Origin of the sequence: Streptococcus sp. K0074 (assembly GCF_048843365.1) — a bacterium.
In the GTDB taxonomy this organism is placed as follows: Bacteria; Bacillota; Bacilli; order Lactobacillales; family Streptococcaceae; genus Streptococcus; species Streptococcus mitis_BM.
The window spans coordinates 1,391,589-1,402,209 of the sequence record NZ_CP184836.1 but is presented as its reverse complement, the minus strand read 5'-3'; the positions used below and the strand labels follow the sequence as shown (position 1 = coordinate 1,402,209).

The following is a 10,621-nucleotide window of genomic DNA, read 5'->3' as shown; positions in this document are numbered from 1 at the left end:
AGAAATCTAAGTGCTTTTTCTTATGCTTAGAAAGGAGCAAGAAATGAAATACCGTAAAAAACCAGTAGTGATTGAGGCCGTGCAGTTTTTAGATACAGAAGAAGCTATAGATGAGCTATGCGATTTTGGACTAGACCCAGTACGGATTGACTACGCTGATTCAAGCAATCCTCTTTTAAAAATCGAAACGCTTGAAGGGATGATGATTGCGACTGAAGGGGATTACATTATTAAAGGAGTTCAGGGCGAGTTTTATCCATGCAAACCTGACATTTTTAAAGAAACATACGAAAAAGTAGAGGAGTAAAGACATGTTTATATGGGATTGGGTATCAATTTTATTTGGTTGGATTATATTTTTTGCATTAATTTCGTTCGTAATAATTAAATTATTTGAAGTCATTTCAACTCTAAAAGTCGGAATTGAATGCAAAAAGAAACTGAAACAATTGAAAAACAAATAAATTAACCGCATCGAAATCGAGGCGGTTTTCTTATGCCCTGAGCATGGCGTTAAAAGGTTCAACTATTGGACAAGTCCGTAGTCCTAACAAAAGCGGAGCGACTGGTGATGGAGAACACCTAAAAAGCCTAGCGTAGAGGAAAGGATTTTCAAAATGAAAAAAGAACAACTGGCAAACATCGGCTTAACTGAAGACCAAATTTCTCAAGTCTTCGCTTTGCATGGTGCGGATATCCAAAAGTTAAAGGATGATGTGGCAAGTAAAGATAGCGAATTGGAGAGCGTGCGTGGACAGCTGACACAACGTGACCAAGACTTGAATGATTTGAAGAAAAAAGGCGCAGATGTTGAAGATATTCAGCAAAAGCTAGCAGACTTACAAGCTAAGTACAAACAAGATACAGAAGCACTTGAGACGAAACTCGCAGATGAGAATAAATCTCGCTTAATCGATGCTGAATTAACAAAAGCTGGCGTTCGAGACGCAGAAATTTTCGAGAAAATCTTAAACAAAGACGAAATCTCTGTAAAAGATGGCAAATTGATTGGCTTGACTGAGCAAATCGAAGCTCAGCGTGCTAAGAGTCCATATCTCTTTAACGGGGAGAAACAAGCCCAATATACGCCAAACCAAGGCGATGGGCAAGGTGCTAATTTAGGGGATTGGGACACTGCTATGAGCAATCCTAACTTCAACCTAACTCAATTTTTAGAACAACAAGGAGAAAATAACTAATGGCTAATGAACTTACAAAAATTCTAGACGCGATTACACCTCAACGGTACAATGCATACATGCAACAGTACACGGCTGCTAAATCTGCTTTCGTTCAAAGTGGTATTGCAGTATCAGACGAGCGTGTCTCTGAAAACATTACATCTGGTGGTCTTTTGGTCAACATGCCGTTTTGGAATGACCTTACTGGAGATTCTGAGGTTCTAGGCAATGGCGACAAAGCGCTAGAAACTGGAAAAATCACTGCTGGAGCAGACATCGCCTGCGTTCTTTACCGTGGACGTGGTTGGGCTGCTAACGAATTGACTGGTATTGTAGCCGGTTCTGACCCAGTCCGTGCTATCTTGAACCGTATCGGTGCTTACTGGTTGCGTGAAGACCAAAAAGTCTTGATTGCTACCTTGAATGGTATCTTTGCTACTGGAACTGGTGGAGAGAAAGGTGCGCTTGAAGAAACTCACGTATCAGACCAATCCAAAGCATCTACTGGTATCGATGCAGCTATGGTGCTTGACGCTAAACAATTGCTTGGAGATTCTGCTGATCAAGTTACTGCTATTGCTATGCACTCTGCGGTTTACACTAAACTACAAAAAGACAACTTGATTCAATACATCCAGCCAACAACTGCGACAATCAACATTCCGACTTACCTTGGTTACCGTGTCATTATCGATGATGGTATTGCACCAACAGGAGATATCTATACTTCATATCTTTTCCGTACTGGTTCAATCGGTCTTAACACAGGAAATCCATCAGGATTGACTACGTTTGAAACTTCTCGTGAAGCAGCTAAAGGTAACGACATGATTTACACTCGTCGTGCCCTTGTTATGCACCCATACGGTGTAAAATGGACTGGCGCAGAAGTGGATGCTGGAAACATCACTCCATCAAACGCTGACTTGGCTAAATTCAAGAACTGGAAACGTGTTTATGAGCCTAAGAACATCGGTATTATCGCTTTGAAACACAAAATTGGCAAATAGATTGGGTAACAGAATATGATTCAAGAATTGAAACAAGACAACACAATGTACTTGATCTCATGCGTTCGGAAAATGCGTCAGGATAATTATTTCAATGACATGGAAGTTCTCCACTACGCTTTGACCCAAGCAGAAAACGAGATTTTGAATTATATTCACCAAGACAATGTGCCTGGACGTTTAGAGAACGTATGGATAGACATGACCAACGACTTACTGGACAAGGTCAAGGAGCAAAGTGTGCTTGCTGAAAAAGCTGCTGCAGATGACTTTTCGGTTAAGAGTATCAAAATGGGTGATACGACAATCGAAAAGGTTAGTCCTTATGAAATGATTCAACGAATGAAACAAGTGCCGTCATCACTTGAGCGCTACAAGCGTCAGTTGAATCGTTTTAGGAAGCTACTATGACCGAATATGCTAAGACAGTCTTTGATTGCTTGTATGACTGTAAAATGACGGTTAAAGGTTATACAGAGCAAGAGATAGATGGTTTGACCAGTATGTCAGAAAGCGTGCTATTAGAGGACATTCCTTGCAGGATTTCACAAATGAGCAATAGTTCAACGAACGGGAGCGACTATCAAGCTAACGGCTATGATATGAAACTCTTTTGCTCTGTTGTATACGATATTCCTGCAGGTTGCAAGATTGAGGTGACTGATAGAAATGGGCACGTTAAAGTGTTTACACGTTCTAATGTGCCTATTGGTCAGTATTGGTCACATCAAGAAATTGCTATAAAGCTAGAGGGCAAGTCATGAGTGGCAGTTTTGATTATCGTAGTTTCGCTAAGTTCGCTAATAACTTCAACAGGAATGTGAATCATGCGAAAGTAGACCGATTTATGAGACAAACCTTGAATTACGAAGGTACAGAATTGAAATCTAAAGTGAAAGAGAGAACACCCGTCGGTGTTTATACGGATCATTGGGTGGAGTTCACAACCAAAGATGGCAAACACGTCAAATTTTGGGCAAGTGCTCATGGTAAACAAGGCGGAACCTTGCAAAAAAGCTGGTCTAAAAGCCGTATTGAGGTATCTGGGCGGACTTATAAGCAGAAAGTTTATAACAAGGTCTACTATGGCCCACACGTTGAGTACGGGCATAAGACGGTTAATGGTGGCTTTGTTCCAGGGCAATTTTTCCTTCATAAAACGGTTGAAGATACTAAAAGCGATATGGAAAATCGTGTCCGTGATAAGTATGATGGCTTTATGAGAAAGGTAGTGTTAGGAAATGGCAAATAAAGGCTTTCGGTTAGTCGAGGAGTTAGTTAGCCACATCAAGGGGTTATATCCTGACATCAGGATTTATCTGGATGAAGTAGAGCAAGGCTTTAAAGAGCCTTGTTTTTTTATCCATGTGGTTGATACTAAGTACACTCCAGAGGCCAATAAATATGTGAAAGTACGTTCTAAAGTGGATTTGTCTTATTTTCCTCCAAAGAAAAAGCGTAGCGAGTGTTTAGCAATGCAGGAAGAGTTGAGTTATAAACTCTTGCACTTACCGACGATTCATTTATTTGACCGTCAGTATGAAGTGGTTGACAATGTTCTGCATTGCATTTTTAACGCAAGCACACGCTTGAAGTTAGAAGAGGAAGATATCAAACAACGTGAATTGAAAGTGAAAGAAGAGGTAAAAGATGGATAATGTAGACGGAATTGTGTTCCCTACTGCGGACATTTTGGAAAGTAGCGCTTTTACCAACGGAGAAAAAGACATCTTGGGAGCTATTTTAGATCCAGAAGAGTCTTATAGTTTGGAAGAAGCAAGAGCAAAACTAGAATACGAACTAGGAAGGAAGATTAACTAATGGCAGGTGGAATTTGGAAACGCCAAAATAAAGTAAGACCAGGTGCTTACATCAACGTCAAATCAAAAGACATCGCAATGACTCGCCTTGGTGGTGATGGTGTCGTAACAGTACCATTAGCACTTAGCTTCGGTGAATCAAAGAAATTGATGAAAATCCGACGTGGTGAGGACCTATTTAAAAAACTAGGCTATGAACAAGAAAGCCCACAGCTTTTGTTGCTGAACGAGGCATTCAAATGTGTTAGTGAAGTCTTGCTTTATCGTCTAAATACAGGCGAGAAGGCAAACGTAAGCCTTTCAGACAACGTAACGGCTCAAGCCAAATATAGCGGTGTCCGTGGGAATGACATCACAGTAACGGTCAAAACAAACGTAGACGACCCAAGTTCATTTGATGTTGTCACATTCCTTGATACTGTTGTTATGGACTCACAAACTGTAAAAGTCTTGGCTGACTTGAAAAACAATGATCTAGTTGAGTTTTCAGGTACAGGCGAATTGCAAGCGGTAGCTGGTGCTAAATTGACTGGCGGTACTGACGGTACAGTCTCAACTCAAGACTACTCAGAATACTTCAAGGCGCTTGAAACAGTTGAATTTAACTATATGGCCTTGCCAGTAGAAGACGCTTCTATCAAGAAGGCAGCTATCAACTTCATCAAACGTATGCGTGAAGATGAAGGACTAGGCGCTCAATTGGTTGTGGCGGACTCTGACGCAGACAGTGAAGCAGTAATCAACGTTAAAAATGGTGTTATCTTGTCTGATAAGACAGTTATTGACAAGACGAAAGCGACTGTCTGGGTTGCAGCAGCAAGCGCAAATGCTGGCGTTGAGAAATCATTGACTTATGAGAAGTACGAAGACTCTGTTGATGTTGTGGGTCGTTTGAGCCATACAGAAACAGAAGATGCTCTTTTGAAGGGCCAATTCGTCTTTACTGCTCGTCGTGGTCGTGCAGTAGTTGAACAAGATATCAACTCACACGTCAGCTTCACGATTGAAAAGAACCAAGACTTCCGTAAGAACCGTATCTTGCGCACCTTGGATGATATCGTGAACGATACTCGTTATGCTTTCTCTGAGTATTTCCTTGGTAAAGTAAGCAATAACGAAGATGGACGTCAAGCGTTCAAAGCGAACCGTATTCGCTACTTCAAAGACCTTGAAGCTCGTGGTGCTATTGAAGACTTCAAAGTGGAAGACATCGAAGTACTACGTGGTGAGTTGAAAGAGTCTGTAGTGGTTAACGTTAAAGTGAAACCAGTAGACAGCATGGAAAAACTGTACATGACAGTTACAGTAGAGTAGGAAAGGAGATAGTATGGCTTTTTTAAAAGGTCGTGACGTAATCAGCGGTCAGGAAGGTACCGCTTTTATTCATATCGACGGAAGAAATGAGTTCATGTTCTATATCAAGGAACTTGAAGCGACGGTTAAGAAAAACAAAGAAGAAGTCCGCACCCTTAACAAACGTGGTACGCAGGTCAAAGCGACTGGTTTCAAGGGAGAGGGTAAGATGACCATCTACGGTGTCACTTCAACATTCAAGGAAATGATGTTGGACTACATGAAGAATGGTCGTGATACATTCTTTGATATCCAAGTGACCAATGACGATGCGACAAGTTCAATCGGTCGCCAAACAACTATCTTGCGTGAATGTAACCTTGATGAAGTTGTGATGGGTCAATTAAAGGTTGAGGAAGATTTCTTGGAAGAAGAAGTCAACTTTACTTTTGAAGATGTGGATATCTTGGAAAAATTTAATGCGCCTAAATTAGGTTAGAAAGAGGACAGATAAATGGCAATTTCAGACTTTTTACTAGAAAACGTTCAGCAGGAAGAAACAAAGGAAGTACACCTTAAGCGTTTCAAATCTCCTTTCGTCATTCGTAGTATTGACGAAAGCCTAAACGATACGTTGAAGAAACGTGCAACAATCAAGAAGAAAAACCGTCAAGGTGTGACTATTCCTGAGTTTAACAATGAAAGATACGTTGATTCATTGATGGTAGCCTGCGTTGTTACCCCAGACTTAAAAGACGCTCAACTACAAGAGTCTTATCATACAGTCGGAGATGAAGCTACAACCTTGAAAACTATGTTGAAGATTGGGGAATATAATCGACTTATGCAAGAAATCCAGTCGCTTAACGGCTTTGACGAAGATATCAATGATCTTGTTGAAGAAGCAAAAAACGACTAGAGGACGGGGACGCAGAGTTGAATTATGCTTACTACTGTTTGCATCAATTCAACTGGACTCCGTCCTTTTTGGATAGCTTATCTAAACGTGAAAAAGCCTTGATTTTTGCCTTTGTCGATATCCGAGTAGAGAAAGAAGAAAAGGAACACAAAGAGATGGAAAGAAAAAGCAGAGGAAGGAAGAGACGGTAGAAGATGACTACATTAATGCAGACGCTAGCGCTTAGAGATAATTTCTCAAGCCCTTTAAATCGAATTAATAACACAATCAACAGGACTATTGCTAAGTTCGGCGAGTTGGATAGACGTGTTAAGAGGATGACGCAGACTGCAACGATTAAAGTCAAAGCAGATATGCCTAAGAATTTAACTGCGCCTAAAGCCACTAGCCCTGTAGCGCCTAAAATGGCGGCACCTGTCACTCCTAAACTTCCTTCAACTGGGCCACTTGTTGGCGGCTTAGGTGTTGCTACATCCATGCTTGGTCGAATGACCTCTATTTCTCGTGCTTTGAATTTCATGGTTGCTATTCAAGCCTTGAGGCAAATGGCTAATTTAATGAGTGGTCTGATTAAGTCAGGAGATGATTATATTCAGACTATGGCAAGGCTTAAGACAATAGAAGATGGCACTAAGACAGGTCAAGAATTACAAGATAGTATCATGGCAGCAGCGCAACGCTCAAGGACTGGTTTCGGTATCATGGCAGACTCTGTGGCTAAACTACGCTCACAAGCTGGGGAAGCCTTTAAAAGCAACGATGAAGCTATTGCATTCGCTGAACAGTTGAATAAGCTGTATAAAATCGGTGGTGCAAGTTTAGAACAACAAAAAGCAGGGACGCTTCAAATCACACAGGCCCTTGCTTCAGGGGTTCTTCGTGGTGATGAGTTTAACTCTATGATGGAAAATGCTCCACTTGTTGCCCAAAAACTAGCTAGACACCTTGGCGTCAGCGTTGGCCAATTGAGAGGAATGGCTAAAGATGGCCAATTAACAGGAGATATCCTTAAGAGTGCCTTGCTTGGTTCAGCAGTTGAAACAAACGCTGAATTTGCAAAAATGCCAATGACCTTTGCTGATATGATGACTCAGGTTGGCAACGTAGCTTCATACGCATTTCAGCCTTTAATTCAAGCATGGCAAGAGTTTATAAATAGTACCGCTGGACAAAACTTCATGGCAGGTTTAGAAACTGCAATGTTTGCGATTGGCCAGATAGCATTATGGCTCTTTAATCTCTTTGTTGCAGGTTGGGACTGGGTGACAGAACACGCTAATTTTGTAATTACTGCTTTTGAACTTTTGGCTACAGTGGGTGTCATTGCAGGTTTGGCAGTTGCAGCTGCATGGGCAATAGCTAACTGGCAAATACTCTTAATCATCGCAATTGTTATTGCAATTGCGGGCGCTTTGAGTGAGTTGGGTATTTCTTTTGTAGATGTTGCAGCTACCATTATTAGTATGTTCGTGTATATAGGAGAAACAGTATACAATGTCATACTATTCATCATCAACTTGTTTATATTCTTAGGCTCTGTGATTATCAATGTCTTTACATGGCTTTATAATGCAGGGATAGAAGTATCGGATGCAATTGGAAATACATTTCTAGCAGTAGTTTGGGCGATTAAGAAAGCATTTTATGATTTTGCTAAAGGAACGTTGGATGGTTTCGCTAGAATCGCAGATGGCGCAGCTAACGTTGCTACATCTATAGGTAATGCTTTTATAGCTGGTGCCAATAGGGCTATTAAGGCTATAAACTGGATTATTAGAGCAATAAATAAAATCCCCGGTGCTCCTAAAATAGGAGAGGTCGGTCAAATTGGTGCTATGTCATACAATGGAGGACTTGGCAACTCAATTCGAGGTCTAGCTGATGGTTTAGATCCTGGTCCTGTGCCTGTAAAAGCTTCTTTTGGTGGTATAAAAAGAGAAGGATTGGAACTTCATAACCCAACAGAAGGATTGAAGGATCCTATGATTGATTCTGTGGCAGCATACCAAGGGACAAAGAATTTCTTTAATGGTATCGGTGACGCTATGAAGGGATTTGGAGACAAAATGAAGAAACAAGACGAACTTGCTTCTAAATTTGACCAAATGAACCAAACACCAGCAGGAGCAGGTGCTCCGGAAGGTGGCGGTGGCAAAGGCCTTGGAGACAAGTTAGGTAAAGGCAAGAACATTGGTAACGTCGGTAAGATTGAAGATGAAGTCAAGCTGAAAGACGAAGATATCAAGATGATGCGTGATGTTGCAGAACGTAAGTACATCATTGATTACCAAGTTCTAACACCTCAAGTTAGTGTCAATTACGAGTCTAAAAATAGCGCTACTGAACAAGATATCAATGATCTAGTTGGCAAGATTGAAGAAAAGATTATCGGATTGGTCGATAGCGACCTAGGAATTGCGTAGGAGGTAACAAGAAATGGCGATTGGTATTTTCGTGGAGTACAAAGGTCAGGTCACACAACTTCCTGTCAATCCTGAAGAACTGAAAACAAAGAATAGCGCAAATAATGAGTCAACAACGAGTATTGCGCTAGGAGAAATAACCCAGATGAGTTTTCCAAAACTCTCTGAGGTTACTTTCACTTCATTCTTCCCTAGAGACACTTTTCGCTCTTATGTCCTGAATAAATCAGGGACGCCTGAAACCTATGTCCGACTCTTAAAGAAAATCATGGACGGGAAAGAACCTTGTCGCTTGATTATCTCTGGCGTGGGTATCAATATGCTTGCGACAGTTGAGAGTTTTGAGCAACAAAGAAAAGCTGGCATTCATGAGGATGTTTACTACGACATCACTTTCAAAGAGTACAAGATGGCCAAGGCTCGGTTTGTAAAAATCGAAAAGAAGGTATCAGAGGAGAAGAAAGCTAGTCAGCCTCAGAAAGAACAAGCTCCCTCAACTAAGAAAGAAGTGACTATCGGTGCAAAGGTGCTCGTCAATGGGCAGCTGCATAGAGATAGCTACGGAGAAGGGCCTGGTCAAACTGAGTCAAACGCAACTAGGCTTGTCAATTATATCAATATGAAAGGGTCGCATCCTTATCACGTTACCATGCTGGATGGCGGTTGGCGTGGTTGGGTTACTGCTGATTCGGTGCAAGTCCTATGATGGAATTTCTGATTCAAGATGTGAATGACGGTAAAGTCTTTGATATCACTGAGTTGGTCGGAGGTGTCAAATGGGAAACTAGCATTGATTTTCAGCCGGGGAAACTTGAGTTTGATATGATTATAGACTCGCAGGTCGCTTGTAACTTTGGGGATGTTATTCGCTTCAAGGTGGATGATAAGGGCATTTTTTACGGCAAAGTTTTTAAGAAAAAGCGGAAATCAGCCAAGAAATGGTCGGTTACCGCTTATGACAGAATGAGGTATCTGAAAAACACTGACACAATAGTGTTTGAAGCCTCTAAGAGTCATGAAATCTTTAGTAAGATTTGCGAAATATCAGAACTTGAGTACAAAGTTGTTGATGAAGGTAACTGGACGTGTCCTGAGAAAATCGAGGATAAAAAAACTTATTTTGCGATGATCCAGAACGCTTTGGACTTAACTTTGATTCATGGCGGCATGTGGTACATCATCAGAGATAACTTCGGTACAGTCGAGCATATAGCATTAAATTCGCTGATTACTGATTTAGTGATTGGAGATGATAGCGTGGCTACAGACTTTGACTATGAAGGCTCTATCGATGATAGTTACAACTATGTGAAGCTGACTAAAGACAACAAGCAGAGTAAGAAGCGTGAAGTTTACGTCGTGAAAGACTCTAAGAATGTTGCTCTTTGGGGTAAGTTGCAGTACCACGAAAAAGTGGATGAAAAGATGAATGAGAGTCAGATTCAACAGAAGGCCGAACTCTTATTGAAAGCTAAAAATCATCCTAAAAAGATTTTTAAAGTCCCTTGTTTAGGACATCTTGGAATCAGTGCAGGCAACAGTGTTGTGTTGGATTTTGCTGATTTAGAGTCTGAAGGGATTAAGAAGAACAGTCTTGGCATCATCTCTAAATGTACCCACAAGTGGGATAAGGTGCATACAATGGATTTAGAATTGAGGACGCTAGAATAATGGCAGGAGAGTTATTAGCACGCCTTTTGGCGCAAGGAGTAGATGATGGGACAGACAGAACAGATATTGTTTTTGGCTCTGTCACATCTGTTTCTCCTCTGACAATCAAGGTTAATAATAAACTTGAAATCCCTGAGTCTTTTTTAGTTCTAAGTCCGATGGTTAAAGAACTACGCACTGGAGATACTGAAGGAGACAACAAGAGATGGATTGTTTTTCGTGATCTTGAAGCAGGAGACAAAGTCTTAATGATTAAAGCCCAGAACGGGCAATTATACTACGTTTTACAAAGGATGGAGTGAAG

General features: G+C 41.1%; 15 protein-coding genes. All 15 read left to right on the top strand.

Translation table 11 applies throughout. The annotated features are described in order from the left end of the window. Positions 1-43 precede the first annotated feature (43 nt). The 15 genes from ACN076_RS06750 to ACN076_RS06680 all read left to right on the top strand — a co-directional run bounded on the left by ACN076_RS06750 (position 44) and on the right by ACN076_RS06680 (position 10,619). The gene (locus ACN076_RS06750; protein ID WP_420789658.1) at positions 44-307 is read left to right on the top strand and encodes a hypothetical protein; all 264 of its coding nucleotides are present in this window, start codon (positions 44-46) and stop codon (positions 305-307) included. Positions 308-617: 310 nt separating this feature from the next. Next, positions 618-1,199 carry a phage scaffolding protein gene (locus ACN076_RS06745; protein WP_261070897.1) on the top strand — a complete coding sequence of 194 codons (582 nt, stop codon included), beginning with the start codon at positions 618-620 and terminating at the stop codon, positions 1,197-1,199. Continuing rightward, positions 1,199-2,191 carry a major capsid protein gene (locus ACN076_RS06740; protein WP_420789657.1) on the top strand — a complete coding sequence of 331 codons (993 nt, stop codon included), beginning with the start codon at positions 1,199-1,201 and terminating at the stop codon, positions 2,189-2,191. The genes ACN076_RS06745 and ACN076_RS06740 overlap by 1 nt, the downstream gene beginning before the upstream one ends. A 15-nt stretch (positions 2,192-2,206) precedes the next feature. Beyond that, positions 2,207-2,602, top strand: a complete 396-nt coding sequence (locus ACN076_RS06735; RefSeq protein WP_420789656.1) for a hypothetical protein — start codon at positions 2,207-2,209, stop codon at positions 2,600-2,602. Then, positions 2,599-2,955, top strand: coding sequence for a hypothetical protein (locus tag ACN076_RS06730; protein WP_061759930.1), 357 nt, complete (start codon positions 2,599-2,601; stop codon positions 2,953-2,955). The genes ACN076_RS06735 and ACN076_RS06730 overlap by 4 nt, the downstream gene beginning before the upstream one ends. Continuing rightward, positions 2,952-3,443, top strand: coding sequence for an HK97 gp10 family phage protein (locus ACN076_RS06725; RefSeq protein ID WP_420789655.1), 492 nt, complete (start codon positions 2,952-2,954; stop codon positions 3,441-3,443). Before ACN076_RS06730 ends, ACN076_RS06725 begins: the two co-directional genes overlap by 4 nt. Continuing rightward, on the top strand, positions 3,433-3,849 hold the full coding sequence (locus ACN076_RS06720) for a phage tail terminator family protein (RefSeq protein ID WP_015973663.1): 417 nt from the start codon (positions 3,433-3,435) through the stop codon (positions 3,847-3,849). The genes ACN076_RS06725 and ACN076_RS06720 overlap by 11 nt, the downstream gene beginning before the upstream one ends. After that, positions 3,842-4,012, top strand: coding sequence for a hypothetical protein (locus ACN076_RS06715; protein WP_023948067.1), 171 nt, complete (start codon positions 3,842-3,844; stop codon positions 4,010-4,012). The genes ACN076_RS06720 and ACN076_RS06715 overlap by 8 nt, the downstream gene beginning before the upstream one ends. Next, positions 4,012-5,325 carry a phage tail sheath family protein gene (locus ACN076_RS06710; RefSeq protein WP_420789654.1) on the top strand — a complete coding sequence of 438 codons (1,314 nt, stop codon included), beginning with the start codon at positions 4,012-4,014 and terminating at the stop codon, positions 5,323-5,325. Before ACN076_RS06715 ends, ACN076_RS06710 begins: the two co-directional genes overlap by 1 nt. A 13-nt stretch (positions 5,326-5,338) precedes the next feature. Then, on the top strand, positions 5,339-5,803 hold the full coding sequence (locus ACN076_RS06705) for a phage tail tube protein (RefSeq protein ID WP_173229699.1): 465 nt from the start codon (positions 5,339-5,341) through the stop codon (positions 5,801-5,803). Positions 5,804-5,818: 15 nt separating this feature from the next. After that, the gene (locus tag ACN076_RS06700; RefSeq protein ID WP_420789653.1) at positions 5,819-6,223 is read left to right on the top strand and encodes a phage tail assembly chaperone; all 405 of its coding nucleotides are present in this window, start codon (positions 5,819-5,821) and stop codon (positions 6,221-6,223) included. 194 nt (positions 6,224-6,417) lie between these two features. Continuing rightward, positions 6,418-8,646, top strand: a complete 2,229-nt coding sequence (locus tag ACN076_RS06695) for a tape measure protein (RefSeq protein WP_420789652.1) — start codon at positions 6,418-6,420, stop codon at positions 8,644-8,646. Positions 8,647-8,659: 13 nt separating this feature from the next. Next, positions 8,660-9,352: a phage baseplate protein gene (locus tag ACN076_RS06690; RefSeq protein WP_061759919.1), complete on the top strand. Its 693-nt coding sequence runs from the start codon at positions 8,660-8,662 to the stop codon at positions 9,350-9,352. Beyond that, the gene (locus tag ACN076_RS06685) at positions 9,349-10,317 is read left to right on the top strand and encodes an XkdQ/YqbQ family protein (protein ID WP_420789651.1); all 969 of its coding nucleotides are present in this window, start codon (positions 9,349-9,351) and stop codon (positions 10,315-10,317) included. The genes ACN076_RS06690 and ACN076_RS06685 overlap by 4 nt, the downstream gene beginning before the upstream one ends. Then, a complete protein-coding gene (locus tag ACN076_RS06680; RefSeq protein ID WP_015973671.1) occupies positions 10,317-10,619 on the top strand; it encodes a DUF2577 domain-containing protein in 303 nt (100 codons plus the stop codon). The genes ACN076_RS06685 and ACN076_RS06680 overlap by 1 nt, the downstream gene beginning before the upstream one ends. Positions 10,620-10,621: the final 2 nt, after the last annotated feature.